The organism is Bradyrhizobium sp. CCBAU 051011, assembly GCF_009930815.1.
In the GTDB taxonomy this organism is placed as follows: Bacteria; Pseudomonadota; Alphaproteobacteria; order Rhizobiales; family Xanthobacteraceae; genus Bradyrhizobium.
Genome location: NZ_CP022222.1, coordinates 4,321,946 through 4,347,679, shown reverse-complemented (window position 1 = coordinate 4,347,679; position 25,734 = coordinate 4,321,946). Strand labels below are relative to the sequence as shown.

Here is a 25,734-nt window from a genome sequence, read left to right as displayed (position 1 = left end):
GCGAGGGTACGCAACTGGGACTCCTGACATGACGGACACGACCTCCATCAAACACCCCACACCGTTAACATCGGGTGATTTTACCGCAGCCGAGGAACCGTTTGCGCTGTTCGCCGAGTGGTTTGCGGAAGCCGTGAAGTCCGAGCCGAACGATCCCAACGCGATGGCGCTGGCGACCGTCGATGCGGACGGGCTGCCCGATGTCCGGATGGTGCTGATGAAGGGCTATGATGCCGATGGTTTCGTGTTCTACAGCCACATCGCCAGTCAGAAAGGCCGCGAACTCGCCGCAAATCCTAAGGCCGCTTTACTATTTCACTGGAAGTCGCTGCGCCGTCAGGTGCGCATCCGCGGCAACGTGTCGCCGGTAACGGATGAGGAGGCCGATGCCTATTTCGCCACGCGGCCGAAGCAGGCGCAACTCGGCGCCTGGGCCAGCAAGCAGTCGCAGCCACTGGAGAGCCGCTTTGCCTTCGAACAGGCGATCGCGCTGGTTGCCGCCAAGTACATGATCGGCGACGTGCCGCGCCCGCCGGGCTGGAGCGGCTGGCGCATTACGCCTTCCCGCTTCGAATTCTGGCACGACCGCCCGTTCCGCCTGCACGACCGCATCGAATTCCGCCGCGATGCGCCGTCACAAGCCTGGAGCAAGGTGCGGCTCTATCCCTGACGCCAACGCACGCGACGACGTTCAAAGTTGAAAGACCTGTATGCCTGCTTCATCCAATGCGCCACGGCGCACGCTGCTTCTGACCGGTGCCAGCCGCGGCATCGGCCACGCCACCGCGATCCGCTTCTCCTCGGCCGGCTGGCGCGTCATCACCTGCTCGCGGCACGCCTTTCCGGAAGTCTGCCCGTGGGGCGCAGGCCCGGAAGATCACATCGAGGTCGACCTTGCCGACCACGCCGACACCACGCGCGCGATCTCCGAGATCCGAAGGCGGCTGGAGAACGACGAGCTGCATGCGCTGGTCAACAACGCCGCGATCTCGCCCAAGGCGCCGGACGGCGGGCGGCTCGGCACCATGGACACCGATATCGAAACCTGGAGCCATGTTTTTCGCGTCAACTTCTTTGCGCCGATCATGATGGCGCGCGGCCTGATCGAGGAATTGAAGCATGCCAGAGGCGCGGTGGTGAACGTCACCTCGATCGCGGGCTCGCGCGTGCACCCGTTCGCGGGCGTTGCATATGCGACCTCGAAGGCGGCACTTGCTTCACTCACACGGGAAATGGCCTCCGACTTTGGCCGCGTCGGCGTCCGCGTCAACTCGATCGCGCCGGGCGAGATCGACACCTCGATCCTGTCGCCGGGCACCGAGAAGATCGTCGAGCAGCAGATTCCGATGCATCGGCTCGGCACGCCGGACGAAGTGGCGAAGATCATCTATGTGCTGTGCACGGAAACCAGTTCGTATGTGAACGGCGCCGAGATTCACATCAACGGCGGCCAGCACGTTTAGTCCGTGACGTGATCCAAGATCTCGTAGGGTGGGCAAAGCGCAGCGTGCCCACCATTTCTGTGAGCGGATTGAAATGGTGAGCACGGCGCAAGTGCGCCCTCGCCCACCCCACGATTCCACTACACGATCGTGCCATTCATCCTTCGAACGCGCGCAACGTCGCACTCCTCAGGATGAGGTCGGTGATTGCTGAAGCAACGCTCACTCCGCGTAAAATTTGCGCTGCGCCGCGCGTGGAGCAGCCGCTGCAAGATTGAACGTGCTCGAACATTCGTCTTCGTTCTCGCCGTCCGCCAGCGCCGCGCCGCAGTGCCGGCAAAGCCGCGTCGAGAACGTCTGCGCCTTGCCAACGCTCCGGCCTTGCTGATAGCGCGCCAGATCGATGACGTTGCGTGGCGACATTATGAGTTTCTCAACCATGGGATCCTCGCGGCTTGAGAGACGCTTTATCGCAGACAAGTTTCGACCATTCGTTCAGCCCACCGCTCAAATTTTAGCGGTGAGATTGAGCCGATCTTCGCACGTGTGGAACCGCAGGGAACCGCTGCGTCACAGCCACTTCTTCCATCTGAAGAACAAGTACGGCAGCACTGCTGCCATGAGCATCATCAGCACCGCCATCGGATAGCCGTGCGGCCATTCGAGTTCCGGCATCGCCTTGAAATTCATGCCGTAAACCGAGGCGATCAAGGTCGGCGGCATCAGCACCACTGCCATCACCGAGAACAGCTTGATGATGTTGTTCTGCTCGAGATTGACGACGCCGAGCATGGCATCGAGCGTGAAGGTGATCTTGTTGGAGAGATAGGAGGCGTGGTCGGTCAGGGAAACGACGTCGCGCTGCATGGTCTTGAGCTGCTCGCGCATGTCCTTGGACCATTTGACGCCTTCGACCACCGCCGACAGGAAGGTGACGACGCGGCCGATCGAGACCAGGCTCTCCCGGATCTTCGAGACCAGGTCCCCCTTGCGCCCGATCGCGATCAGGATCTGCGAGTACCGCTTGGCCTGGCCATGGCGCGCGCTTTCGGGCTCGAAGATGTCGTGCGAGACCTGGTCGACCTCGGCGCCGGCGCGCTCCAGAATGTCGGCGCAGCGGTCGATCACCGCGTCGAGCAGTTCCATCAGCACCATCTCGCCCGATATCCCCGGCATGCATGAGCGCGCCAGCTTGTGCTCGACCAGGGCAAACGGCTTCGGCTCATCGTAGCGCACGGTGACCAGGCGGTGACCGGCCAGGATGAAGGTCACCGCTGTGGTCTTCGGCGCATCGGTGTCGGACTGGCACATCAGCGTCGCCGTCATGTAGCGGGCGCCGTTCTCGATATAGAGCCGGCTGGAAATCTCGATCTCCTGCATGTCCTCCCGGGTCGGCACCGCGATCCCGGCCAGCCGCTCGACCGCGCGGTCCTCCTCCATCGTCGGCTTGACCAGATCGATCCAGACCGCATTGTCCGGCAACGCCACCGGGTCCGTCGCGGGGTGCTTCTTCAGGCTGGATTCCGAGGGAACAAACACCGAAAACATGAGCAACTCCGGAAAGGGGGGCGGCAGCCTGTTGTTTTGACGCGCTTTCTGACGCGAACCGGGTACCCGTTTCGCTCCGCCATGGCTACCCAGCGCCACTAGACCCGATTCTGGCAAGCGCTTCATGACCGGCACAATAACCGCCGGTCCATATTTATGGCGGCGGAGTGGCGCTTATGGCGTCCAGATGGCGTTGACGCGGCCGTGATCGGCCGCCGGCAACACCCCTGCCCGGGATTCAGACGGAACTCGCAAAATTTGCGGCACAAAAGCCACAGCCGGCCTTCCGCAGCGCCGAACGGCCGTGCAAATGCTGGCTTATCTGCCGCTTATTGCCGATAATGGGATTAATGGAATCGTCGCGTTTGGGGCGCAGGATTGGCGTCGCGAACACCAGACTTTCGATTGGAAGTGTGCCATGTCGTCGCTGAAAGTAATCCTGGGGCTGCTTGCCGCTGGCCTTGCGTTGTCTGGTTGCATGCCGGCAACCACCTATCAGGCCGCCCCTGAAGCCACCCTCAAGCCGAATGACAAGGCGCAACTTGCCAAGGCGCGCTATGCCGCCGTGGCGCCGCCCGAGCCGTTCCGCCGCGCCATTGTGGATTATCACCGCAAGGAACTTCCCGGCACCATCGTCGTGGATTCCGATAACCACTACCTCTATCTGGTCCAGGACGGCGGCAAGGCGATCCGCTACGGCGTCACCGTCGGTGAGGAAGCGCTCGCGTTCTCCGGCATCGCCAAGGTCGGTAACATGGCCGAATGGCCGAAATGGACACCGACCGCCGACATTCACAAACGCATCGAAGGCCTGCCTGCCTCGGTGCCCGGCGGCGTCGACAATCCGCTCGGCGCCCGCGCGCTCTACCTTTACCAGGGCAACCGCGACACGCTGTTCCGCATCCACGGCACCAACCAGCCGGAATATATCGGCGCCTCGATCTCCTCGGGCTGCATACGCATGACCAACGAGGACGTCATCGACCTCTACAGCCGTGTGAAGGCCGGTACGGTGGTTGTCGTGCTCGACCCCAAGCAGGGTGACTCGCCATACAATTCCAAGATGGCGCTGCAGGGTGGCGGCACCAGCGGCCCGATGCCGCAATAAGCCGGCATCGTCAGCAGTCGCGGATCAAGAGCGCCGGTTTTGCCGGCGCTTTTTCGTTGCAGGCTTCTCCTGGCGCGGCGGCTCGGCCTCATCCGGCTTCTCGGCGTCGGATTTTTCAGCATCGGACTTGCTAGCATCGGACTTGCCGGCATCCGATTTGCCAGCATGCGGTTTGGCGCCTTCGGCGACCTCGCGCGGCGGCGCTTCCTCGGGCCGCTCGGCCGGCAATAGCGGCGCTTTCTGCGGCAGCGGCTCCCAGACGTCCCACTGGCAGATCCGGTAATTGCCGCGCCGTTCCATCAGATCGAGATGGATATGGTCCTCATGGTACCAGTCCGAGCCCGGGCCGAGCACGGTCGAGAATCGCGTGCAGGCGGAGTGCAGCACGGTCTCGCGCAATCCCCGCGGCACGGTGCGGTCGGTCAGCGATATGAAGGTGCCATCGGCGAGCTTGAAGCCGCGCACGTCGAGCGCGTTGGCGCGGCCATGTTCGGAGAGTTTGGCGCCGACAATGCGGTTGCGGCCGCGGCACTCGAACGAATCGAAATTATCGATATCGGAGATCGCGCTACCCAGACGCTCCGTCAGCGGCGCGATGTCTTTGCGGATCCAGTCGACCAGTGCGGAGGCCATGGTACAGCGCAGGATCGCCGCCGGCTTCACCGAGACCCGCCGGCTGTCCGGCAGCACGATCGCCTCCAGCCGCACCAGATCCTCGCCCCCGCAGCCGCCGGCGCCCCGAATGTCGGGGATGCTGGGGGCAATCGCGACGGCGTCGGTCAGCGCCAGCCGGCACGCGGACGGCTGTGGCGTCGGCTGTGGCGCGGGCGCGGCCTGCTCGCCGGACTTGCCGTTCGGCGGAGACGCCTGCTGCTCCTTGTCCGGCTTGTCACGCTCGGCCGACGGCGCATCGGCCGGACGCGGCTTCGGCAAGGGCACGGCTGCCCCGCGGTGCGCCGTCGCCCGCGGTTTTGACGGGGGCACCCTGAACAGATCGTCCCACACCGTACGGGATGCTTTCCTGGCCTGCGCCGGTTCGCTTGGCATGCCAAGCAGGAGCGCCGCCACGGCAACGGTAACCATTACCGCTCCACTGCGGCCAAAGGCGCCAATAGCCCATTTTCGGCTTGCTTTACGCGCGGTAAAGTTCATGTCAATTCCATGAACCCACCCACCGATCTGGCCGTATCATCGGCGGATCGTGCGGCAACAAACAATACCATCGGAGGGACGTGCGTATGCTCGGATTGATGCAAGACTGGCCTTTGCTTTGCCACCGGATTATCGAACACGCGGCGAAGTATCACGGTACGCAAGAGGTCGTCACGCGGTCGGTCGAAGGTCCCATTCATCGCACCAATTACGCCGAAATTCATGCACGCGCGCTGAAAGTATCGCAACGGCTCGACCGCGACGGCATCAAGCTCGGTGACCGCGTCGCCACCATCGCCTGGAATACCTGGCGCCATCTCGAATGCTGGTACGGCATCATGGGAATCGGCGCTATCTGCCACACCGTCAACCCGCGGCTGTTTCCCGACCAGATCGCCTGGATCATCAACCACGCGCAGGACCGCGTGGTGATGACCGACATCACCTTCGTGCCGATTCTGGAGAAGCTCGCCGACAACCTGCCGAGCGTCGAGCGCTACGTCGTGCTGACCGACAAGGCGCACATGCCACAGACCACGCTGAAGAACGCAGTCGCCTACGAGGACTGGATCGGCGCGGTCGACGGCAAGTTCGCCTGGAAGGACTTTGACGAAAATACCGCGGCCGCGATGTGCTACACCTCGGGCACCACGGGCGATCCGAAGGGCGTGTTGTATTCGCACCGGTCGAACGTATTGCACGGGCTGATGGCCAACAATGTCGATGCCCTCGGCACAAGCGCCGCCGAGACAATGCTGCCGGTGGTGCCGTTGTTCCATGCCAATAGCTGGGGCATCGCATTCTCCGCACCGTCGATGGGCACCAAGCTCGTGATGCCGGGCCCCAAGCTGGACGGCGCTTCGGTCTATGAGCTTCTCGACACCGAGAAGGTCACGCACACCGCCGGCGTGCCGACGGTGTGGCTGATGCTGCTCAATCATATGGCCGCCGGCAATCTGAAACTGCCGCACCTCAAGAGCGTGGTGTGCGGCGGCTCGGCGATGCCGCGCTCGATGATCAAGTCGTTCGTCGACATGGGCGTTCGCGTTCGCCACGCCTGGGGCATGACCGAGATGAGCCCGATCGGCACGGTTGCCGCGCTCAAGCCGCCGTTCGCCGAACTCAGCGGCGAGGAGCGGCTCGACATCCTGCAGACGCAAGGCTATCCGCCGTTCGGCGTCGAGATGAAGATCACCGACGATGCCGGCAAGGAACTGCCGTGGGACGGCAAGACTTTCGGCCGCCTCAAGGTCGCCGGCCCCGCGGTCGCCAAGGCCTATTTCAAGATCGACACCGACATCCTCGACGAGGAAGGCTTCTTCGACACCGGCGACGTCGCGACCATCGACGAGCACGGCTATATGCGGATCACCGACCGCTCCAAGGACGTCATCAAGTCCGGCGGCGAATGGATCTCATCGATCGACCTGGAAAACCTGGCGGTCGGCCATCCGGCGGTCGCAGAAGCCGCCGTGATCGGCGTCTATCATCCCAAATGGGACGAGCGTCCGCTCCTGATCGTCCAGCTCAAGCAAGGCCAGCAGGCGAGCCGCGAGGACATCCTGAAATTCATGGATGGCAAGATCGCCAAATGGTGGATGCCCGATGACGTCGCTTTCGTCGAAGGCATTCCGCACACCGCGACCGGCAAGATCCTGAAGACGGCGCTGCGCGAGCAGTTCAAGAGCTACCGCTTCCCGAACGCGGCGGCGTGATGCAAATTTCCTCCCGTGCCGGGAAGGACTCGAACATGCTGCCGGCGTGAGATCGCACGCCGGCATATCGGTCTGAACGTTCGGAATTTTCGGCAGCTGCGCAACGGCGCCCCGCGCCGCCCGTCTCCCGACATCAGCCGCAGGGTTTCCCGGTGGCGGCTCGTCGATGCACACGGCGCACCGTGATGGCAGCCCAGACATCGCGTATTGGCCGAACGGCGGACGAGAGCAAAGACGTCAGCGCCGCAGCGCGCTGGCGATGCGCGATCGCAGCATAGGCCCGGATATCGATACTGCCGTTGGGATGGCGCAGCACGGCATCGCCGCTGCCGGGCCACCTTGAGCCGCCGCTCCAAATCTCTTGTGCTGACATTTGTTCGATCTCCATGATCCGATCGCTCAAATTTATTCCTTTCCATGAAGTTGATAATATTTTACAATTTCACTTCATTCGTGAAATGAATTCATGAATAGCACCTCCGATGAAATGAATGCCTTTGTGCGGGTGATCGAACGCGGCAGCTTCGTCGCGGCGGCCGGCGATCTCGGAATCACGCCTTCTGCGCTGTCCAAGATGGTGACCCGGATTGAGGGCCGGCTCGGCGTCCGCCTGCTGACGCGCACCACGCGCCGTCTGGTTTTGACCGCCGAGGGGGAGCTGTTCGTCGCCCGCAGCCGCGAGATCCTCGCATCGATCGAAGCCGCAGAAGCCGAGGTCACGGCGGCAAGCCAGGCGCCGCGCGGTCATTTGCGGATCAGCGTCGGAACGACCTACGCCAAGCAGATCCTCGGTCCCGCGCTGCCGCTCTTCCTCGCCCGCTATCCTGATATCACCGTCGAGCTGCTGGTTTCGGACCGGCAAATCGATCTCGTTGCCGAACAGGTGGATATCGCCATCCGCTCCGGATGGCTCGGCGACTCGACCCTCGTGGCGCGCAAGCTTCACGACGCCAGACGTCTGATCTGCGCCAGCCCGCATTATCTCAGGAAATACGGCTCGCCGCGCGTGCCCGCCGATCTGTTGCAGCACAATTGCCTGACGCTGACCGGCTTTGGGCAGTTCAACCAATGGCCGTTCCACACCAGCGAAGGTATCAACCGGCTTGCCATCTCCGGCACCCTTACAAGCGACAATGCCGATCTGCTGCTCGATGCGGCGGTGGCGGGGCTCGGCGTTGCAAGGCTGGCGGATTTCGTGGTCGCGCGCGCGTTACAGGAGGGCGCGCTGGTGCCGCTATTGATGGATACCCATCTGAGCGAGCCGTTTCCGGTTCACGTCGTCACGGTGTCCGGCCGTCACCGGACGCCACGCGTGAAGGCCTTCACCGAGTTCATGGTCTCGCAGATGGACGGTGGGCGGTGACAACGCGGCCTCGTGCGGCGGAGCACAACGGCCCATCAGAACGGCCGCAGTCGCGTGAGCAGCAAGGTCGATTGACGGGCGCGCGTGGCGCGCCCGCTCCAATCAGCGCGCGAACGCGAGTCCGTCGAGCTGTCGCTGCGCGTCGGGTTCGCCCCATTCCTTGGCCCGCTGATACCACATGCGGGCCTGCGCGACGTCGGCGAGGCCGCTGGCGCCGAGTTGCCTGAGCGGCGCCGGATCGTAGGTGTTGCCGACGAGCAGCGCAGCGCGCGCATTCTGTGCTTCCGCGCCGCGCATCAGGAACAGCCGCGCCGACTGCACGTCGCCGCTGGCGAGCAAATCCTGCCCACGCCTGATCAATGCGGCGACTTCCCTCGGATCGAGGCTGCGCACTACCTCTGCCTGCGGCTGAGCCGGTACCGGCAGCGCCGGCGGCGCGGCGGCGACCACGGCGACCGGCGGCGGGGCGACAACCGGCGGCGGAGCGGCGACGGCGGGCGCAGCGGCGAGGACCGGCGAAGCGGCGGCGACCACCGGCGCGGCGGCGCTGGGCGAGGCCACCCAGGTCAGACGGGTGGAGGTGCCGGTGAGCGCCACGCCGCCACCGTCACGCAATTCAGCCGTCACCAGCATCTGGCCGGTATATCCGTCCGGTGGAATGACCGAAACGCCCGAAATCTCCGTTGCCGGCACCCGCCATTCGTTGGCGGCGATACGCTTGCCGGACGTCAGCCGCGCGCCGCCGACCAGCCCGCTGATCGATACGAACGCGCCGGGCGGCGGAGCGCCGACGTGAATTCCAAGCGGCACGGGATCGTTGACGAACCCGCTGCCGTCCTGCACGGCCAGGGTGGCCGTACGCTTTTGGGGTGTCGCCGGCTGCTGCGGCAGCACCGAGGATTTCACCGACTGCCAGGCAGCCGAAAGCGATGCATCCTGGTTTGCAGGGCGTTGCGACGACGGAATGGCCATGACCAGAAGCATCGCGATACTCGCTGCGATCGCTACCGCGATCGAGAAGCGAATGACCTGCTGCATAAGCGCGCGGCGTCCCGACAGGTCGCGAAGCACGGAGGGTGCCTCGACCGGCACGTTATCCCTCGCCTCCTGCATGGCCTGGGCCACGGCTTTGGTAAACATTTCGGAATCCTGGCGGCGAGACGGCTTGCTCAATGGTTGCAAGGGCGGGCCCTCCGTCGTCACGCGCGGACGCCAGCCGTCATTGTTCTGCATGAGCATCGGATTCGGCTGCTCACTGCTCGTCCGGTCCCTCAACTCCCGCGGCGCATAATATGCCGGATCGTTCGGGCCGACATATCCTTCGTGCTTTGCATCACTACTCATACTGAACTCGCCCTCATGGGGCCTTCCGCCAGCCCCGCGGACGTATGCTGATAGCGCCCTATACAATCCTAGAACTCCGGGAGCGTAACCGCAATTTATTTGCGACTCCGCCCGCAACAAGGACCGGAAGTTGAGATCATCCTGCAGCGCTTCCGGCCGACGCCCGCCGTTTCCCCCTTGGTTGGCGCTCGCCGGTCCCCGTGCAGGACAGTCCCGTGTTGCGGCAAATACGACAACCCGGCGGCGAGAGGTAGACGAAAGTTGGACCAACTTCAATCTACAACTAATAATCAATTTACAGGGATGGTTAAACCGGTGAGGTTGCCGCCGCCTGTCTGATTAGTATCGCCTGCAAACCTTGAAATTCTACGCACGCCGTGGTCTCAAGTTTTCCTAGTTTGCAGCCCGGCCCGCCCGCCGGCCAGACAGATTTCAACCCGGCAGATTGCATCGATGGCCCGAAGGTTTTCCGCTCCCTACCAGTCGGAGCCCGTGTCCAGCCTCGCCACCTGGTCGCGCAACCTCGCCATCTTCGCCGTGATCGCGGTGGTGGGGTCGATCCTCATCGTCCGTTTCGGCTTCCTGGAGATGAAGCCGGCGCTGGCGACCTTCTTCGGCGCGCTCGGTTGCGCCGTACTTTCGATCCTGGTCGGCCTCGCCGCCTTTGCCGCAATCTGGCAGAACGGGTCGCGCGGCATGGGCCGGATCCTGTTGGCGTTCCTGATCAACGCCATCCTGCTTGCCTACCCGGCCTACCTCGCCCTGCAATACCGCAAGCTGCCGCCGATCCACGACATCACCACCGATCCGATCGATCCGCCGCGCTTCGAGGCCCTGGCGCGGCTGCGCAGCGGCGAAGGCGCCAACTCGGCGGTCTATGCCGGACTCTATTCGGCCGAACAGCAGCGGATCGCCTACCCCGACATCGAGACGGTAGAACTCGAGGTCCCGCCGCAGCGGGCCTACGAGGTGACGCTGGCATTGGTCACCAAGCGCAAATGGCTGGTTATCGACGAACGGCCGCCGCAGCCGCCGCGCCGCATCGGCCGCATCGAGGCGGTGGCGCGAACGCCGATCATGGGTTTCCGCGAGGACGTCTCGATCCGCATCACGCCCGACGGCGAGGAATCGCGTGTCGATATCCGCTCCTCCTCGCGCTATTTCGAAAGCGACCTCGGCAGCAACGCCTCGCGCATCTCCAAGCTGATCGAGGACATCAACTCGGCCGTCGACAATGCCAAGCCGGCGGCACCGAAGAAACCGCAGGCGCCGGCGAAGGCACAGGCGAAGAATGTGAAGAAGGGCAGCTAGCGCGGCACGGACGACGAGACATTCATCCGCATCTCCGCCCGGGTCCGAATGAATTAGCTCGCCATCCGATACGTCCCCCCGATTACCGGATCGCCGTCGGTAGCCACGATCCCGCGGGCGACCAGGTCTTCCAGATGCGCCAGCACGGAATAGCCGGCGGCATTGGTCAGCCGCGGGTCGATGCCGATATAGATCGCGCGCACCATGGTCGGGATGTCGGCCTCGCCCTTGGCAAGGCGATGCAGGATCGAAGCTTCGCGGGCCTGGCGGTGGCGCGTCAGGAAGCGGACGTAGCGCGGCCCTTCCGGAATCTCCGGCCCGTGGCCCGAAAAATATAGATCCTCCTCGCGGGCCTCCAGCCGCGCCAGCGAGGCCATGTAGTCGATCATCGATCCGTCCGGCGGCGCCACGATCGAGGTCGACCAGCCCATCACATGGTCGCCGACGAAATTGATCTTTCGCTCGGGCCACGCAAACGCCAGGTGATTGGCGGTGTGGCCGGGGGTTGCGACCGCCTCCAGCGCCCAGCCCTGCCCTTCGATCACATCGCCGTTCTTGACCTCGATGTCGGGCCTGAAATCGCGATCGGCGCCGGATTCCGGATTGTGCTTCTCGCTCTCGAAGCGTGGCCGCGAGGCGCGGTGCGGCCCCTCGGCATAGACGGACGCGCCGGTGGCGGCCTTGATCCGCGCGGTGTTCGGCGAGTGGTCGCGGTGGGTATGGGTGACGAGAATATGCGTCACCGTCTCGCCGCGCACGGCGTCGAGCAGCGCTTTTGCATGCGCTTCGTCATCGGGGCCGGGATCGATGATCGCGACATTGCCTCGGCCCACGAGGTAGCTGACCGTGCCGGTAAAGGTGAAGGGGCTCGGATTGTTGCAGAGAACGCGCCGCACGCCGGGGCGCGGCTCATCGACGACGCCAGGCTTTAAGGGAAAGTCGCGGTTAAAGGGGATGTCGTCGTTGTCGGCCATGGGTTCTTGTCCGTGATTTCCGGATTCTCTTTGACCTCGTCATGCCCGGGCTAAAGCGCGAAGCGCGTCTTCGCGCTAGATGTCCCGGGCATCCACGTCTTCCTTGCGAGCCCCAAGACGTGGATGGCCGGGACAAGCCCGGCCATGACGAAAATCGGGGTTACGTCACGCCGAACGCAACGACATTGTCTCCTTACGAAAACGCCTGGATGCCGGTGATCGCCCGGCCCAGGATCAGGGCATGGACGTCGTGCGTGCCCTCGTAGGTGTTCACGGTTTCCAAATTCGCGGTGTGGCGCATCACGTGGTATTCGATCTGGATACCGTTGCCGCCATGCATGTCGCGGGACACGCGGGCGATGTCGAGCGCCTTGCCGCAATTGTTGCGCTTGACGATCGAGATCATCTCCGGCGCCATCTTGCCTTCGTCCATCAGGCGGCCGACACGCAGGCTTGCTTGAAGCCCGAGCGCGATTTCGGTTTCCATGTCAGCGAGCTTCTTCTGCACCAGTTGCGTGGCCGCCAGCGGCCGGTTGAACTGCTTGCGGTCGAGCGTGTATTGCCGTGCGCGGTGCATGCAGTCTTCCGCGGCGCCCATCGCACCCCAGGAGATGCCGTAGCGGGCGCGGTTGAGGCAGCCGAACGGGCCCTTCAGGCCCGACACGTTGGGCAGCAGCGCGCTCTCCGGCACCACTACACCGTCCATCACGATTTCGCCGGTGATCGAGGCGCGCAAGGATAGCTTGCCGCCGACCTTCGGCGCCGACAGGCCCTTCATGCCTTTCTCGAGAATGAAGCCGCGGATCTGGTTGTCATGCGCGGCCGACTTGGCCCAGACCACGAAGACGTCGGCGATCGGCGCATTCGAGATCCACATCTTGCTGCCGGTCAGGCGGTAGCCGTCGGATACCTTTTCGGCGCGGGTCTTCATGCCACCGGGATCGGAGCCGGCATCCGGCTCGGTCAGGCCGAAACAGCCGACCCACTCGCCGGTGGCAAGTTTCGGCAGATATTTCTTACGCTGGTTCTCGTCGCCATAGGCGTAGATCGGGTACATCACCAGCGACGACTGCACCGAGTTCATCGAGCGATAGCCGGAATCGACCCGCTCGATCTCGCGCGCCACCAGGCCATAGGCGACGTAGCTCGCATTGGCGCAGCCATATTCCTCCGGCAGCGTGACCCCAATCAGGCCGAGCTCACCCATCTCGTTGAAGATCTCGCGATCGGTCTTCTCTTCCAGATACGCATTGATGACGCGCGGCAGCAGCTTGTCCTGCGCATAGGCACGCGCGGTGTCGCGGATCATGCGCTCATCTTCGGTGAGCTGTTCGTCGAGCAGGAACGGATCGTCCCACTGGAAGGAAGCCGCCGCCGGCTTGTCCTTGGCTTGAGGGCGCACGCTCATGAAAATCCCTTTCGCATCACTGTCCTCATGGAAATTGCTGACAAATTAGTGCGCTATCGGCAGAAGCGCAAATGGATTGGTGCTTGACGAGATGACGAAGGCTAGTCTTCAAGCCGCTCGCTCGAGACAATCTCGATGCCGAAACCGGAAAGTCCCTTGTAGTCGTGCACCGACGACGTGAGGTTGACGATCGAGGTGATGCCGAGATCGCGCAGGATCTGGGCACCGACGCCGACCTCACGCCATTGCCGGTTGCGATCGGCCTCCGCTGATTTCTGCTCTCCCACCGGCTCGACGGGAACCCCGGCCGCACCGTCGCGCAGATACACCAGCACACCGCGGCCGGCCTTCTCGAAATGGTTCAGCACGATCTGCATCCGTGCCTGGCCGGTGAAGAGGTCCTTGACGATGTTGGGCTTGTGCAGCCGCGTCAGCACATTCTTGCCGTCGCCGACGCCGTTATAGACGAACGCGGCATGCGCAATCTCGTCGAATGGCGAGCGGTAGGCGTAGCCCTGCAGCGGACCAATCGGGCTGTCGGTGGTAAAGGTCGCGACCCGTTCGATCAGCTTCTCGCGCGCCTGGCGGTAGGCGATCATGTCAGCGATCGTGACGTGCTTGAGCTTGTGCTTGGCGGCGAAGCGCGCCACCTGCTCGCCCTTCATCACGGTGCCGTCGTCGTTCATCAACTCAGAGATGACGCCGACCGGCGGCAGGCCGGAGAGCTTGCAGAGATCGACCGCCGCCTCGGTATGGCCGGAGCGCAGCAGCACGCCACCGTCGCGGGCGATCAGCGGGAAGATGTGACCGGGCCGGGCAAAGTCGCTGGCGCCGGCATTGGGATTGGCGAGCGCGCGGCAGCAGGAAGCGCGCTCTTCCGCCGAAATGCCGGTGCCGCCGTCGGGCTTGTAGTCGATCGAGACGGTAAAGGCGGTGGTGTGGTTGGACTCGTTATGCGCCACCATCGGATCGAGCCGCAGCCGGCGGGCGTCGTCGGTGGTGATCGGCGCGCAGACGATGCCGGAGGTATGGCGGATGATGAATGCCATTTTCTCCGCGGTACAGAGCGAGGCCGCGACGATCAGATCGCCCTCGCCCTCGCGGTCGTCATCGTCGGTGACGACGACGAGTTCACCCTTGGCAAAGGCTTGCAGAACTTCCTGGATGCTATCGGCCATTTTCTCGAAATCTCGTCAAATCCCGCTTCTTTCAGCCAGTGCATTAGCCGGACTCCATGCGCAGCGCCAGCGCCAATACGCAGGGCGGAACGCCGGAGGGGCATGGCGGAGAGGCCATGCTGCGGTCGGGCCTGAACGGAGAGGTGTTGGCGATTTCGCCCGATCGCATGGAACGGTTTCGCCTGGCGAAAACACTTTCGGGATTATAGCTCTTCTCGCGGCACTGGCGAAATGGCGGCGCCGGCCGGGCACCGATCCGCGACGCCGTTCGGCCCCCTTACGGCAGCACCTCGCGGCGCTCGCTGAGCAGCACGTCGGTCTCGGCGCGCTTGTCCTCCAACAGCCCGGCCTGGGCTGCTTCGATCACCTTGTAGAGTTCGTCGGCGTCGCTGAGGCGGGTTACCGTCACGTAGTCGGCGCCGGCCTCGTAGAGGTCGTTGACATTGGCCAGGATCTCCGCGGTCGCGACGATCTTGGCACTCGGATTGAGCGAGCGGACGTGCCGGACCAGCTTTTCGTTGTCGGCGCCTTTCAATAGCGAGTCCGGGATGCTGAGGATGATCAGCTCGGCCTTGCCGACGCCGGCATGCACCAGCGTATCGACATTGCTGATGTCGCCATAGACCACATGCATCCCGCGGTCGGTCAGGGTGCGGAACACCAGCGGATTGAAATCGATCACGGTGATCTGATCCAATACCGCCGGCGTGCGGCGCTCGATCTCGGCGATCAATGCGCTGGCGGCACGGAAGAAGCCGAGGATGACGATGCGGCGCGCCTCGCCATGTCCGCCGTGCCCGGCATCGGCCTCATGCTTGTGATCGAGATCGCGCAAGCCGATCCGCTTCAGGGGACCGATCAGGCCGCGCGTGACCTGGTCGCTGCGGCTCATGACGAAGGTGCTCAATACCGCCAGCACCACGAAGGCGAACGACGCCGCGCTCGACGTCTCCGCGCTGATATGGTGTGCCGTCACGCCGGTCTGGATCACGACCAGCGAGAATTCCGAGATCTGCGCCAGGTTGATCGCCGGCAACAGGCTGGCGCGCAGGCCCTGCTTCATCAGATAGAGCGGCACGAACGTCGTCACCATGCGGCTGACGACGGTGAAGGCCGCGATCGCAAGCGCCAGCCCGATTACCGAAAGGCCGGGAATCGGGATCGTCATGCCCAGCGAGACGAAGAACAGCGTGATGAAGAAGTCGCGCAGCGTCGTCACCTTGGCGGTGACGTCGAGCGCATAGGGGAATGTCGATAGCGAAACGCCCGCTACCAGCGAACCCATCTCGCGCGACAAATGCAGCCTCTCCGCGATCTCGCCGATCAGGAAGCACCAGGCCAGTGCACCGAGCAGGATCAGTTCCGGCCGGCGCGCGATCTGGTGAAACAGCCAGGGCAACACATAGCGGCTGAGCACGAGCGCGGTTGCCACCAGCACGCCGACCCGCGCGACCGACAGCAGGATGACGCTGACTTGCAGATTATCGAGGCTCGGCTGCACCGCCAGGAACAGGATCGCAAAGATATCCTGCAGCACCAGCACGCCGAGCGTGATCCGGCCCGGCAGCGTGTCGAGCTCGCGCTTTTCGTACAGCACCTTGACGATGATCACCGTGCTCGACAGCGCGCAGGCGATGCAGAGATAGAGCGCGTCGAAATGCCCGTTGCCCATCGACAGGCCGATCCCGACAAAGAACAATATCCCGAGCAGAACGCCACCGATCAATTGCCCGCCGGCGGCGAACAGGATCACCTTGCCGGCGCGCACGATCTTCTTCAGGTCGATTTCCAGCCCGATCATGAACAGCATGAAGATGAGGCCGAGTTCGGAGATGACGGTGATCGACTCCTGGGACTTGACCCAGCCCATGCCGAATGGACCAATGAAGAACCCGGCGATAAGGTAGGCCAGGATCAGCGGCTGCCGCGAGAAATGCGCCAAAAGGCCCAGCCCCCAGGCGAACAGGATGCATAAGGTGATATCGCGAATAAGTTCGTGCATGGTTCCGGATTTCCCCTTCTTGCAACCTAGAGATCCCGGCGCAAGGGTCAAACAAGCAATGTGTCACAGCCATGGATTGGGGGCTTTTCTCGCGATTCTGGCTGCGCTGTCGATCCTTTCCGTCCCCGGCGCCGGCGCGCAGCCCGCGGGCTGTATCGAGCAGAATTTTGCCGCCTCCCTCACCGCGCGGCCGGCGGAAAATCTCGCTGTGTCCGGCGCCTCCTACGTCCCCGTCTATTCCAGCGTCTCGATGAACCCCGGCAAGCTGCGGGCCGATTTTTCGGTCACGCTGGGCGTCCACAACGCCTCCGAAACCCGTCCCCTCGTCCTGAAGCGGATCGCCTATTTCGACACATCAGGCAAGATGGTGGAGAGCTACCTCAAGTCACCGGTTGCGCTAAAACCGTTCGCGACCGTCGAGGTCTTCATCGCCGCGAACGACGTGCGCGGCGGAACGGGCGCCAATTTCGTGGTCGACTGGGCGGCCACGGGAGAGATCGCCGAGCCCACGGTGGAGGCGCTGATGTTCGGCGGCGTCGGCGCCGGGCATTATGCCTTCATCAGCCAGGGCCGGTCGATCAGGATCATCAAGAACTAGCCTGCCGGAAGGCTGCTTGCGGCCTTCTCAACGAACAACAAAACGGGAGTGAATATCCATGTCTGCCGCATCCCCCTTCGATTTCGCGCCATTGCTGCCCGCCGGATTGCCGGCCCCGGCAGCGCGGTGGACGGGACTTGCCAAATACTCCTTCGTCGGCGGCAACAACGATCCGGACCAGGTCCCGGTCGACGGCCTGATCGAGGCGGTCAACGCCGTGCTCCGGCGCGAGGGCAAGACGCTCGCGACCTACGGCCTTGCCAGCGGCCCGCAGGGCTATCGCCCCTTGCGCGAATTCCTCACCGCAAAACTCAAGCGCGACGCCGGCATCGCCTGCAGTGCCGACGACATCATGATCGTCTCAGGCTCGCTGCAGGCGCTCGACCTCGTCAACCAGACGCTTCTCGCACGCGGCGATACCGTGCTGGTCGAGCAGGAAACCTATCAGGGCGCGCTGACCCGGCTGACGCGGCTCGGCGTCAACGCGGTCGGCATTCCCCTCGACGACCAGGGCATGCGGATGGATGCGCTGGCGGCAGCGCTTGCCCACCACAAGCGCCGCGGCATCACGCCGAAATACATTTACACCATCCCGACCGTGCAGAACCCGACCGGCAGCATCCTGCCGCAGCAGCGCCGCGCGGAGCTACTGAAGCTGTCGCGGGAGTACGGCGTGCCGATCTTCGAGGACGACTGTTATGCCGACCTGATCTGGAACGGTGAGCGGCCGCCCGCGATCTACGCCATGAGCCAGCACGGCGGCGTCATTCACATCGGCTCGTTCTCTAAGTCGATCGCCCCTGCCCTGCGCGTCGGATTCATCGTCGCGCCCTGGGAGATGATGTCACGGATGCTGGCGCTGAAGACCGACGCCGGAAGCGGCGCACTGGAGCAGATGGTGCTGGCAGAATATTGCGCACCGCATTTCGCAAGCCATGTGCCGAGGCTGACGCGCGGCCTGCGCGCCAAGCTCGATACGCTGATGGAGGCGCTCAACGAGCAGTTCGGAACCGCGGCCGAATTCGCGGCGCCGGAGGGCGGCATCTTCCTGTGGGTGAAGCTGCCCGACAATGTCGATACGCTAAAACTCTATCAGGCCGCGCTCGCCGCCGGAGTTTCCATCAATCCCGGGCCGGAATGGTCGACCGACAAGGCCTATGCCGGCAGCCGGCTGCGGCTCTGCTTCGCCAGTCCGTCGCACGAACAGATCCGCGAGGGCGTCGCGGTGCTCGCCGAAGTCTGCCGCAAGGAGTTCGGCGTGCCGGAACGGATTGCCAATGTGGATAAACGAGCGCGGAGTTGAGCGAGCTGAACTCGTCGCTTGATGCGCTATTCGCCGCGGAACACCAGCGCGATCCGCAACAGACGCACGATCGAGACGTTGCCCTTGCCGGCTTCGATCTGCGCCACGTAGCGCTCGGACATGCTGGCGCGGCGCGCGAGCTCGCGGCGCGACAGGCCGTGCTGCGCGCGCATCTCGCGCACCCTGTCTCCGAGTTGCGCCAGAAACTCGCTTTCGTAAGGCAGGCGGCCGTCTTCGTCATAGCGCATCGCCCGGACGCGGTGGCCCGGAACTGCTTCGGTCTGGGATAGGCTTTCGCTGCGCATCACGCTCGATCCTTTTGCCCGGCATCGTCGCCAGGCAAAAGGACCGCCGCATTGATTGGGATCAAATGGGATGGGCCAATTGATTTCGATCAATCGGAACCCGTCATGCCCGGCCTTGTGCCGGGCATCCACGTCTTCGCTTCCGTGATGCAGGGAAGACGTGGATGGCCGGGACAAGCCCGGCCATGCGGTACAAACGGCCAAAATGCCGGCCAGCGCCTATTCAGCCTTGATGCCGGCCTCGGCAATCAGCTTCCCCCATTTCGTGCTTTCGCTCTGGATGAACCTGGCAAAAGCATCCGGCGAAGTGGGCATGGGTTCGGCGCCGAGTGTGCGGATCTTCTCGATCGCGGCGGAATCGCTCAACGCCTTCACGAAGGCGGCGTTCAGCGTGGTGATGACCTCCGGCGGCGTGCCGGCGGGCGCGACGATGCCGAACCAGCCGACGGATTCGAAGCCGGAGAGGCCCTGCTCCGCCAGCGTCGGAACGTCGGGCAGGAACACCACACGTTTGGCGGCGGAGACGCCGAGCGCCTTCAACTTGCCGTCGCCGATCAATTGTTTGGAGGCCGGGATATCCAGTACGGCCAGCGGGACGTGGCCGGCCAGAACGTCCGTTGTCGCCGGCGCGGTGCCGCGATAGGCGATCAACTGAATTCCGACACCGGCCTTCTGGTTGAACAATGCCGAAGTCAGATGCATCGCGGTGCCGTTGCCGCCATGGCCGATCGACAGGCCCGCCGTTTTCGCTTTGGCCTTGGCAATGATGTCTGCGACGGACGCAATGCCCGATTGTTGCGAGGAAACCAGCACGAACGGGATTTCGGCCAGCATCGTCACCGGCGCCAGATCCTTGACCGGATCGAACGACATCGCCGCGCGATTGAGATGGGGATTGACGGTCAGCACGCCGGCCGCGGCGATGCCGAGCGTGTAGCCGTCAGGCGCGGCCTGCGCCACCGCCCCGATTCCGATATTGCCGCCCGCGCCTGCCCTGTTCTCGATGACGATCGGCTGGCGGAGCGTTTCCGAAAGCAGCGGCTGCAGGGCGCGGATCACGATATCGGCACTGCCGCCGGGCGGAAACGTCACGATGATCTTGATGGGTTGATCGGGATAGGCATTTGCTGCTTCAATCGCCGACAACGACAGCGACAGAACAACAATAAGGGCGCGGATCATGCCTTGGCGGATCGACGGAAACATTAAAGGGCCCCCCGATGATCTCTTTGGCCCTCAGTAATGCATGATCGTCCGCACGCAGCAAGCGACATGACAGCAAGGACTTGGCAGCAAACGACATGGTGAAGACCAGCGTTCTCGTGGTCGGCGGCGGTCCGGTCGGACTCACCTTGGCCATGGACCTCGCAACGCGGGGAATTTCCGTCACCGTCGTCGAAACGCGCGCCGCCGGCGAGCCGCCGAGCGTGAAATGCAACCACGTCTCGTCGCGTTCGATGGAGATTTTTCGCCGCTTAGGGGTGGCACGGAAGCTGCGCGACGCCGGACTGCCGGCCGACTACCCGAACGATTGCTCTTACCGCACCACGGCAACCGGCATCGAGCTCTCGCGCATCCTCATCCCCTGCCGACGCGATCGCTATACCGCCACCGGCGGGCCGGATACCGATTGGCCGACGGCCGAGCCACCGCACCGCATCAATCAGATCTACATGGAACCCGTGCTGTTCGCGCACGCGGCTTCCATCGACGGGCTTCAGATTCTGAACCGCACCGCGTTCGAGGATTTTCGCGAAGACAATGACGGCATCGTTGCGACCGTCCGCAATCTCGATACTGGAACTGCCTCGCCAATTCATGCCGATTTCATCGTGGGCTGTGACGGCGCGCGTTCGCTCGTCCGCAAGGCCATCGACGCCAACCTGCAGGGAACGCCGATCATCCAGCGCGTGCAATCGACCTATATCCACGCGCCCGCCTTGCTTGGAATGATGGATCAGCCGGCCTGGATGACGCTGTCGCTCAATCCGCGGCGCTGCGGCACGGTGGTCGCCATTGACGGCCGCGAGAACTGGCTGATCCACAATCACCTCAACCGCGCGGACGAGACCTTCGAGTCCGTCGATCGCGACGCCTCGATCCGTGCCATCCTCGGCGTCGGCCCCGAGTTCGAATACGAGATCCTGAGCAAGGAGGACTGGGTCGGCCGCCGGCTCGTCGCCGACCGGTTTCGCAGGGGTCGCGCCTTCATCTGCGGCGACGCCGCGCATTTGTGGATGCCCTATGCCGGCTACGGCATGAATGCGGGAATTGCCGATGCGACCAACCTCGCATGGCTGCTCGCCGCCTATTTGCAAGGATGGGCCGACATCAAAATCCTCGATGCCTATGAGGCCGAGCGCCTTCCCATCACCGAGCAAGTCTCCCGCTTCGCAATGGAAATGGCCGGCAAAGTGTTGAGCCAGCGCCGCACCGTTCCCGAAGCGATTGAGCACCCGGGCCCCGAAGGCGACGCCGTTCGCAAACAGGTCGGGCAAGCGGCGTATGATCTTAACGTGCAGCAATATTGCTGCGCCGGCCTCAACTTCGGCTATTTCTACGACAACTCTCCGATCATCGCCTATGACGGCGCCGAGCAGCCGGGCTTTACGATGGCGGATTTCACGCCGTCCTCAACGCCGGGATGCCGGTTGCCATTCGCAAAACTCGACGACGGACGACCGGTCTATGATGCGCTCGGGCCGGGCTACACGCTTTTGCGTTATGAACCGGATGTCGCGGTAGCGCCACTGGCCGACGCGATGCGTGTCAACGGCGTGCCGTTTGCAGTCGTCGACGTCCCCGCCCCTAATCCTGGCCACAAACTCATTCTTGCGCGCACCGATCAGCACGTGGCCTGGCGCGGCGACGTCATTCCTGACAATCCCGCGCACCTCGTCGGAAAGCTGCTTGGCCGAAGCTTCAGTCCGGTTTGATGGCCTGATGGCGGAAGTGCGCTCCCAGCATCGCGTCGGCATTGCCCTCGTCGTCGCCGCCGCGATCGCCTGGAGCACGGCGCCGTTTTTCACGCGGCTGCTTCCCTACGACTCCTGGACCATCCTGTTCTGGCGCGGATTGTTCGCAGGCGGCATGATCACGGCAATCTTGCTGGTGCTGCAAGGCCGTGCCGGCCTGCGGGATCTGATCGGGATGAGAAAAAGCGGCTGGCTGGTCGCGTCGTTGTCGGCATCGGCCATGATCGCCTTCATCCCGTCCCTGCAACTGACCAGCGTGTCCAATGTGGCGATCATCATCGCGACCGGCCCGTTCGTCACCGCCGCGCTCGCCTGGGTCTGGTTGCGGGAAGCCCCGCGCGCGCGAACCATGATCGCAAGCGTCGTGGCGCTTTGCGGTGTCGCTGTCATCGTCGGCAACGCACGCGTTGGTTCTGACATCCTCGGCGTCGCACTCGCCTGTTTCATGACGCTGGCGATTGCCGCGATGACGGTCTTGGTCCGGCAGCACAAGAATACGTCGATGGTGGCCGCCGCCGCGCTGTCGAACATCCTGGGCAGCATCGTCAGCATTCCCTTCGCCGGCGAAATTGCCAACGTCACCGGGACCGATATCCTTGTCCTCGCGATGTTCGGATGCTTTCAGGTTTCGCTGGGCCTGACGCTGTTCTTTCTCGGCTCGCGCCTGCTGCCCTCCGGCCAGGCGGCGCTGATCTCCACGCTGGAGACGCCGCTGATGCCGTTCTGGGTATGGGTTGGATTTGGCGACGTTCCGACGCTGCGGGTCCTCGCCGGCGGCGCCCTGGTGATGGGCGCCGTGATTGCCGACATCGTCGGCGATATGCGCACGCAGCGGCCAGCATAATGAGCGGGCGGAGCTACCGCACTGCGAACGGCGCCTGATAGGGACGGCCGAACGGCACCCCGTTGATCACGGTCTGCACCGATTTGAGCAACAGCTTGCCTTCGCGCTTGTTGTTGCGTGTATCGACGAACGAGGTCTGCACCTCCATCAGATCCATGATCGCGACGTCACCGGGCGCGCCGATCTGCAGCGTGCCGATCTTGGGCGCGCGGTTGATGATTTTCGCGGGCGTCACGGTCGCCGCCGCCACCACCTGCTCCAATGAAAGGCCGAGCGTGATGAACTTGCTCATGACGTTCGGCAGATAAGGCATGCCGGGGCTGTTGCCGGAGAAGACGTGGATGTCGGAGGAGATCGTATCGGGCGTGCAGCCTCCGGGAAGCGCGACTTCCGCTATGGTAAAATCAAAACTGCCGCCGCCATGGCCGACATCGAACATTACGCCGCGCTGCTTGGCGGCGAGCGCCGCCGGCAACAGCTTGCCGTCCTGCACGATGTTGGTGAAGACGCCGCCAATATTTGGCGCGCCGGAATAGGCATGCGTCAGCACGTCGCCGGGCCGCAGCAGGTCGAGAATCTCGGACATCAGCTCCCTGGTCTCGACGCCGCCGATATGCACCATCATCTTGGCCGGCCAGCCGCACATTTCGCAGGCCTTGATGCTGCGCTTCAGCGGCTCAAGGCCGTGCTTGGCGATCACGTTCTCCGACATCCTCACCTTCACGCCGAGCAGGAAATCCGGATTTTCCGCCAGCGCCATCGCGCAAGCGTCCACTTGCGCGTAGTCGATGTTGTAGAGCTCGGCGACCGGGAAGCCCGACAGGCCGTTATTGGCAATGTGGACGAAGGCATAAATCCGCGCCCGCGACTGCGCCACGATGTAACGGCGCAGCGCCGCGAGGTTGTTGACGCCGGCGTCGCCCGCCGACACCACAGTGGTGGTGGCCTGCGCCTGCACCAGTTCGTCTGCGGGAATGCCGATCGCCGAACCGTAGGGGTAGACGTGGGAATGTAAGTCGATCAGGCCGGGCGTCACCAGTTTGCCCGAGGCGTCGATGGTCTTGGCGGCGCGGGCGGATAGAATCTCGTTCTCCACCGCCTCGATCACGCCCCAGCGGATGCCGATGTCGCGCTTGCCCCTCAGCGACTGGCTGGGATCCAGCACGTCGCCACCCTTGATAACAAGATCGAACTTGTCGTTCGGACCCATCGCGGCATGGGCGCGGCCAGACATGGCGGCAATGGCGGCCGTCCCGGTCAGGCCCAGAAAATCACGGCGTGAAAACCCGGTCATCGCAGCGCTCCCCCTGATATGATTTTTATCTGATGATGATGCGCCGGGCTCCTGCATTCCGCAAGCAGGGCGTGCATCGTCCCACGCGCAGTCCGCAGTGGCGCCGATAATTCCTGAGTGGGCAGACCACCGCGTTTTGCCCGCGTAGGCTGGGTCGAGCGAAGCGATACCCATCGAATCCCGGCGCGGAAGCGTGATTGGTATCGCTTCGCTCCACCCATCCTACGAGCTCGCCTCATCCAAAAGTTCAACGGCGCAAGCCGCGCCGACGTATCTGAACGGGTGTTCAGAATTCTCTTGAAATTCCTCGGGAACGTTGCTCGCAATCCGATGTTTTATCCTCGCTCAATTGAGGAGGATTGGAATGAGGAGGCTTGGATACGTTATCGCCGCGCTCGGCGCGCTCATTATCGCAGCGCCGTCGATTGCGAGCGCTGAGACCGTCATTATCAAGAAGCGTGGCGGCTATCATGGTCATCATCACCATGGCTATGGCGCACGCGCCGAATTCCGAGGACATCGTGACCGCGGCTACCATCGCGGATGGCGCCATGGCCATCGCGACAAGGTCGTGATCATCAAGAAGCATCGCTACTAAGGCCGACACCCGAAACCGAAGAACCTGAAACGGAAAATGGCTCCTCGCGGAGCCATTTTCTTTACTGCACGCTGGCTGCGGAGGTTCAGCTATAGATTTCGAACAGGCCCGCGCCGCCCTGGCCGCCGCCGATGCACATGGTGACGACGCCCCACTTGGCCTTGCGCCGCCGGCCTTCCTGCAGGATGTGGCCGGTGAGACGCGCACCGGTCATGCCGAAGGGATGGCCGATCGCGATCGAGCCGCCGTTGACGTTGTACTTCGCCGGATCGATGCCGAGCTTGTCGCGGGAATAGAGGCACTGGCTGGCGAAGGCTTCGTTGAGCTCCCAGAGATCGATGTCGTCGATCTTCAGGCCATGACGGTTCAGAAGCTTCGGCACGGCGTAGATCGGGCCGATGCCCATCTCGTCCGGCTCGCAGCCCGCGGAGGCCCAGGCGACGAAGCGGCCGAGCGGATTGAGGCCGCGCTTCTCGGCATCCTTGGCTTCCATCAGCACGACGGCGGCGGCGCCGTCCGAGAGCTGGCTGGCGTTGCCGGCGGTGACGTATTTGCCGGGGCCCTTTACGGGCTCGAGCTTGGCCAGGCCTTCCAGCGTCGTTTCGGGCCGGTTGCACTCGTCGCGGTCGACGACATAGTCGACGATCGATTCCGCCTTCGTCGCCTTGTCGACCACCTTCATCTTGGTCTTCATCGGGACGATTTCGTCCTTGAACTTGTTGGCCTGTTGGGCAGCGGCCATGCGGCGCTGCGACTCCAGCGAATACTCGTCCTGATATTCGCGGCTGAGCTTGTAGCGCTCGGCAACGATATCGGCGGTGTCGATCATCGCCATGAAGATATCAGGGGCGACCTTGAGCAGTTCCGGATCGATCGATTCCTTGGGCGAGCCGCCGCCCGGAATCGAGATGCTCTCGACGCCGCCGGCCACGATGCAGTCGGCTCCGTCAGAGCGGATCGAATTGGCGGCCATCGCGATGGTTTGCAGGCCCGACGAGCAGAAGCGGTTGACGGAGACGCCGGCGGTCGACTTCGGCAAGCCGGCGAGCAGCGCGGCCTGCCGGCCGATGTTCGGCGCGCCATGCGCGCAATTGCCGAGATAGCAGTCCTCGACATATTCCTTGTCGACGCCGGCGCGATCCACAGCGTGCTTGATGGCGTGGGCCGCCAGCGACATCGGCGGCGTGATGTTGAACCCGCCGCGGCCGGACTTTGCCAGCCCCGTACGTGCATAGGAAACGATGACAGCTTCACGCATTTGAAAGACCTCCC

The 25,734-nt window shown here is 63.6% G+C and carries 25 protein-coding genes; 11 read left to right on the top strand and 14 right to left on the bottom strand.

Annotated features, from left to right (window positions below):
• Positions 1-28: 28 nt before the first annotated feature.
• Together pdxH and ACH79_RS20505 are read left to right on the top strand one after the other, a co-directional pair.
• Complete coding sequence (gene pdxH / locus ACH79_RS20510; RefSeq protein WP_161852607.1) at positions 29-670, top strand: pyridoxamine 5'-phosphate oxidase; 642 nt, start codon at positions 29-31, stop codon at positions 668-670.
• A gap of 40 nt (positions 671-710) precedes the next feature.
• Positions 711-1,463, top strand: coding sequence for an SDR family NAD(P)-dependent oxidoreductase (locus ACH79_RS20505; protein ID WP_161852606.1), 753 nt, complete (start codon positions 711-713; stop codon positions 1,461-1,463).
• Positions 1,464-1,664: 201 nt separating this feature from the next.
• Here the strand turns inward: ACH79_RS20505 and ACH79_RS20500 are convergent, their stop codons facing one another.
• Positions 1,665-1,883 (bottom strand): hypothetical protein, encoded by a 219-nt coding sequence (locus ACH79_RS20500; protein ID WP_161852605.1) that lies wholly within the window; start codon positions 1,881-1,883, stop codon positions 1,665-1,667.
• Positions 1,884-2,012: 129 nt separating this feature from the next.
• A complete protein-coding gene (locus ACH79_RS20495; protein WP_161852604.1) occupies positions 2,013-2,990 on the bottom strand; it encodes a magnesium transporter CorA family protein in 978 nt (325 codons plus the stop codon).
• A gap of 418 nt (positions 2,991-3,408) precedes the next feature.
• On the opposite strand from ACH79_RS20495, the gene ACH79_RS20490 reads away from it, so the two are divergent.
• Positions 3,409-4,098, top strand: a complete 690-nt coding sequence (locus ACH79_RS20490; protein ID WP_161852603.1) for a L,D-transpeptidase — start codon at positions 3,409-3,411, stop codon at positions 4,096-4,098.
• 24 nt (positions 4,099-4,122) lie between these two features.
• On the opposite strand, the gene ACH79_RS20485 is transcribed toward ACH79_RS20490, so the two are convergent.
• The gene (locus ACH79_RS20485; protein ID WP_161852602.1) at positions 4,123-5,250 is read right to left on the bottom strand and encodes an extensin family protein; all 1,128 of its coding nucleotides are present in this window, start codon (positions 5,248-5,250) and stop codon (positions 4,123-4,125) included.
• An 86-nt stretch (positions 5,251-5,336) separates the two neighbouring features.
• Here ACH79_RS20485 and ACH79_RS20480 point away from each other — a divergent pair, with 86 nt between their 5' ends.
• Positions 5,337-6,965 (top strand): fatty-acid--CoA ligase, encoded by a 1,629-nt coding sequence (locus ACH79_RS20480; RefSeq protein ID WP_161852601.1) that lies wholly within the window; start codon positions 5,337-5,339, stop codon positions 6,963-6,965.
• Between the two features lie 133 nt (positions 6,966-7,098).
• Here ACH79_RS20480 and ACH79_RS20475 read toward each other — a convergent pair whose 3' ends face one another.
• Entirely contained in the window at positions 7,099-7,338 is a 240-nt protein-coding gene (locus ACH79_RS20475; protein WP_161852600.1) for a hypothetical protein, read from the bottom strand.
• A 93-nt stretch (positions 7,339-7,431) separates the two neighbouring features.
• Here ACH79_RS20475 and ACH79_RS20470 point away from each other — a divergent pair, with 93 nt between their 5' ends.
• The gene (locus tag ACH79_RS20470; RefSeq protein WP_161852599.1) at positions 7,432-8,328 is read left to right on the top strand and encodes a LysR family transcriptional regulator; all 897 of its coding nucleotides are present in this window, start codon (positions 7,432-7,434) and stop codon (positions 8,326-8,328) included.
• 102 nt (positions 8,329-8,430) lie between these two features.
• On the opposite strand, the gene ACH79_RS20465 is transcribed toward ACH79_RS20470, so the two are convergent.
• Positions 8,431-9,672: a hypothetical protein gene (locus ACH79_RS20465; protein WP_246738615.1), complete on the bottom strand. Its 1,242-nt coding sequence runs from the start codon at positions 9,670-9,672 to the stop codon at positions 8,431-8,433.
• Positions 9,673-10,125: 453 nt separating this feature from the next.
• Between ACH79_RS20465 and ACH79_RS20460 the strand changes: the two genes are divergently transcribed.
• Positions 10,126-10,983: a DUF1499 domain-containing protein gene (locus ACH79_RS20460; RefSeq protein WP_161852598.1), complete on the top strand. Its 858-nt coding sequence runs from the start codon at positions 10,126-10,128 to the stop codon at positions 10,981-10,983.
• 53 nt (positions 10,984-11,036) lie between these two features.
• Here the strand turns inward: ACH79_RS20460 and ACH79_RS20455 are convergent, their stop codons facing one another.
• The 5 genes from ACH79_RS20455 to ACH79_RS20440 all read right to left on the bottom strand — a co-directional run bounded on the left by ACH79_RS20455 (position 11,037) and on the right by ACH79_RS20440 (position 16,545).
• Positions 11,037-11,957 (bottom strand): MBL fold metallo-hydrolase, encoded by a 921-nt coding sequence (locus tag ACH79_RS20455; protein WP_161852597.1) that lies wholly within the window; start codon positions 11,955-11,957, stop codon positions 11,037-11,039.
• A gap of 193 nt (positions 11,958-12,150) precedes the next feature.
• On the bottom strand, positions 12,151-13,365 hold the full coding sequence (locus ACH79_RS20450) for an acyl-CoA dehydrogenase (RefSeq protein ID WP_161852596.1): 1,215 nt from the start codon (positions 13,363-13,365) through the stop codon (positions 12,151-12,153).
• Positions 13,366-13,466: 101 nt separating this feature from the next.
• Entirely contained in the window at positions 13,467-14,543 is a 1,077-nt protein-coding gene (gene ribB / locus ACH79_RS20445; RefSeq protein WP_161852595.1) for a 3,4-dihydroxy-2-butanone-4-phosphate synthase, read from the bottom strand.
• Between the two features lie 43 nt (positions 14,544-14,586).
• The gene (locus ACH79_RS44800) at positions 14,587-14,712 is read right to left on the bottom strand and encodes a hypothetical protein (RefSeq protein ID WP_256380327.1); all 126 of its coding nucleotides are present in this window, start codon (positions 14,710-14,712) and stop codon (positions 14,587-14,589) included.
• Between the two features lie 108 nt (positions 14,713-14,820).
• Positions 14,821-16,545, bottom strand: a complete 1,725-nt coding sequence (locus ACH79_RS20440) for a cation:proton antiporter (RefSeq protein WP_161852594.1) — start codon at positions 16,543-16,545, stop codon at positions 14,821-14,823.
• Positions 16,546-16,603: 58 nt separating this feature from the next.
• On the opposite strand from ACH79_RS20440, the gene ACH79_RS20435 reads away from it, so the two are divergent.
• Together ACH79_RS20435 and ACH79_RS20430 are read left to right on the top strand one after the other, a co-directional pair.
• Positions 16,604-17,143 (top strand): DUF3124 domain-containing protein, encoded by a 540-nt coding sequence (locus tag ACH79_RS20435; RefSeq protein WP_161852593.1) that lies wholly within the window; start codon positions 16,604-16,606, stop codon positions 17,141-17,143.
• A gap of 58 nt (positions 17,144-17,201) precedes the next feature.
• Complete coding sequence (locus ACH79_RS20430; RefSeq protein WP_161852592.1) at positions 17,202-18,446, top strand: PLP-dependent aminotransferase family protein; 1,245 nt, start codon at positions 17,202-17,204, stop codon at positions 18,444-18,446.
• Positions 18,447-18,472: 26 nt separating this feature from the next.
• Here ACH79_RS20430 and ACH79_RS20425 read toward each other — a convergent pair whose 3' ends face one another.
• Positions 18,473-18,694: a helix-turn-helix domain-containing protein gene (locus ACH79_RS20425; protein ID WP_161856469.1), complete on the bottom strand. Its 222-nt coding sequence runs from the start codon at positions 18,692-18,694 to the stop codon at positions 18,473-18,475.
• A gap of 276 nt (positions 18,695-18,970) precedes the next feature.
• The gene (locus tag ACH79_RS20420; RefSeq protein WP_161852591.1) at positions 18,971-19,957 is read right to left on the bottom strand and encodes a tripartite tricarboxylate transporter substrate binding protein; all 987 of its coding nucleotides are present in this window, start codon (positions 19,955-19,957) and stop codon (positions 18,971-18,973) included.
• A 95-nt stretch (positions 19,958-20,052) separates the two neighbouring features.
• On the opposite strand from ACH79_RS20420, the gene ACH79_RS20415 reads away from it, so the two are divergent.
• Both ACH79_RS20415 and ACH79_RS20410 read left to right on the top strand, forming a co-directional pair.
• Positions 20,053-21,687: an FAD-dependent oxidoreductase gene (locus ACH79_RS20415; RefSeq protein WP_161852590.1), complete on the top strand. Its 1,635-nt coding sequence runs from the start codon at positions 20,053-20,055 to the stop codon at positions 21,685-21,687.
• Complete coding sequence (locus ACH79_RS20410) at positions 21,662-22,570, top strand: DMT family transporter (protein ID WP_246738614.1); 909 nt, start codon at positions 21,662-21,664, stop codon at positions 22,568-22,570. The genes ACH79_RS20415 and ACH79_RS20410 overlap by 26 nt, the downstream gene beginning before the upstream one ends.
• Positions 22,571-22,583: 13 nt before the next feature.
• Here ACH79_RS20410 and ACH79_RS20405 read toward each other — a convergent pair whose 3' ends face one another.
• On the bottom strand, positions 22,584-23,864 hold the full coding sequence (locus ACH79_RS20405; RefSeq protein WP_161852589.1) for an amidohydrolase family protein: 1,281 nt from the start codon (positions 23,862-23,864) through the stop codon (positions 22,584-22,586).
• 364 nt (positions 23,865-24,228) lie between these two features.
• Between ACH79_RS20405 and ACH79_RS20400 the strand changes: the two genes are divergently transcribed.
• A complete protein-coding gene (locus ACH79_RS20400; protein ID WP_161852588.1) occupies positions 24,229-24,462 on the top strand; it encodes a hypothetical protein in 234 nt (77 codons plus the stop codon).
• Positions 24,463-24,547: 85 nt separating this feature from the next.
• On the opposite strand, the gene ACH79_RS20395 is transcribed toward ACH79_RS20400, so the two are convergent.
• The gene (locus ACH79_RS20395; protein ID WP_161852587.1) at positions 24,548-25,720 is read right to left on the bottom strand and encodes an acetyl-CoA C-acyltransferase; all 1,173 of its coding nucleotides are present in this window, start codon (positions 25,718-25,720) and stop codon (positions 24,548-24,550) included.
• Positions 25,721-25,734 lie beyond the last annotated feature (14 nt).

Bases quoted from the DNA above. Each gene is read 5' to 3' on its own strand.
- pdxH (WP_161852607.1), top strand. From the start codon at position 29: ATGACGGACACGACCTCCATCAAACACCCCACACCGTTAACATCGGGT.
- ACH79_RS20505 (WP_161852606.1), top strand. From the start codon at position 711: ATGCCTGCTTCATCCAATGCGCCACGGCGCACGCTGCTTCTGACCGGT.
- ACH79_RS20500 (WP_161852605.1), bottom strand. From the start codon at position 1,883: ATGGTTGAGAAACTCATAATGTCGCCACGCAACGTCATCGATCTGGCG.
- ACH79_RS20495 (WP_161852604.1), bottom strand. From the start codon at position 2,990: ATGTTTTCGGTGTTTGTTCCCTCGGAATCCAGCCTGAAGAAGCACCCC.
- ACH79_RS20490 (WP_161852603.1), top strand. From the start codon at position 3,409: ATGTCGTCGCTGAAAGTAATCCTGGGGCTGCTTGCCGCTGGCCTTGCG.
- ACH79_RS20485 (WP_161852602.1), bottom strand. From the start codon at position 5,250: ATGAACTTTACCGCGCGTAAAGCAAGCCGAAAATGGGCTATTGGCGCC.
- ACH79_RS20480 (WP_161852601.1), top strand. From the start codon at position 5,337: ATGCTCGGATTGATGCAAGACTGGCCTTTGCTTTGCCACCGGATTATC.
- ACH79_RS20475 (WP_161852600.1), bottom strand. From the start codon at position 7,338: ATGTCAGCACAAGAGATTTGGAGCGGCGGCTCAAGGTGGCCCGGCAGC.
- ACH79_RS20470 (WP_161852599.1), top strand. From the start codon at position 7,432: ATGAATAGCACCTCCGATGAAATGAATGCCTTTGTGCGGGTGATCGAA.
- ACH79_RS20465 (WP_246738615.1), bottom strand. From the start codon at position 9,672: ATGAGTAGTGATGCAAAGCACGAAGGATATGTCGGCCCGAACGATCCG.
- ACH79_RS20460 (WP_161852598.1), top strand. From the start codon at position 10,126: ATGGCCCGAAGGTTTTCCGCTCCCTACCAGTCGGAGCCCGTGTCCAGC.
- ACH79_RS20455 (WP_161852597.1), bottom strand. From the start codon at position 11,957: ATGGCCGACAACGACGACATCCCCTTTAACCGCGACTTTCCCTTAAAG.
- ACH79_RS20450 (WP_161852596.1), bottom strand. From the start codon at position 13,365: ATGAGCGTGCGCCCTCAAGCCAAGGACAAGCCGGCGGCGGCTTCCTTC.
- ribB (WP_161852595.1), bottom strand. From the start codon at position 14,543: ATGGCCGATAGCATCCAGGAAGTTCTGCAAGCCTTTGCCAAGGGTGAA.
- ACH79_RS44800 (WP_256380327.1), bottom strand. From the start codon at position 14,712: ATGCGATCGGGCGAAATCGCCAACACCTCTCCGTTCAGGCCCGACCGC.
- ACH79_RS20440 (WP_161852594.1), bottom strand. From the start codon at position 16,545: ATGCACGAACTTATTCGCGATATCACCTTATGCATCCTGTTCGCCTGG.
- ACH79_RS20435 (WP_161852593.1), top strand. From the start codon at position 16,604: ATGTGTCACAGCCATGGATTGGGGGCTTTTCTCGCGATTCTGGCTGCG.
- ACH79_RS20430 (WP_161852592.1), top strand. From the start codon at position 17,202: ATGTCTGCCGCATCCCCCTTCGATTTCGCGCCATTGCTGCCCGCCGGA.
- ACH79_RS20425 (WP_161856469.1), bottom strand. From the start codon at position 18,694: ATGCGCTATGACGAAGACGGCCGCCTGCCTTACGAAAGCGAGTTTCTG.
- ACH79_RS20420 (WP_161852591.1), bottom strand. From the start codon at position 19,957: ATGTTTCCGTCGATCCGCCAAGGCATGATCCGCGCCCTTATTGTTGTT.
- ACH79_RS20415 (WP_161852590.1), top strand. From the start codon at position 20,053: ATGGTGAAGACCAGCGTTCTCGTGGTCGGCGGCGGTCCGGTCGGACTC.
- ACH79_RS20405 (WP_161852589.1), bottom strand. From the start codon at position 23,864: ATGACCGGGTTTTCACGCCGTGATTTTCTGGGCCTGACCGGGACGGCC.
- ACH79_RS20400 (WP_161852588.1), top strand. From the start codon at position 24,229: ATGAGGAGGCTTGGATACGTTATCGCCGCGCTCGGCGCGCTCATTATC.
- ACH79_RS20395 (WP_161852587.1), bottom strand. From the start codon at position 25,720: ATGCGTGAAGCTGTCATCGTTTCCTATGCACGTACGGGGCTGGCAAAG.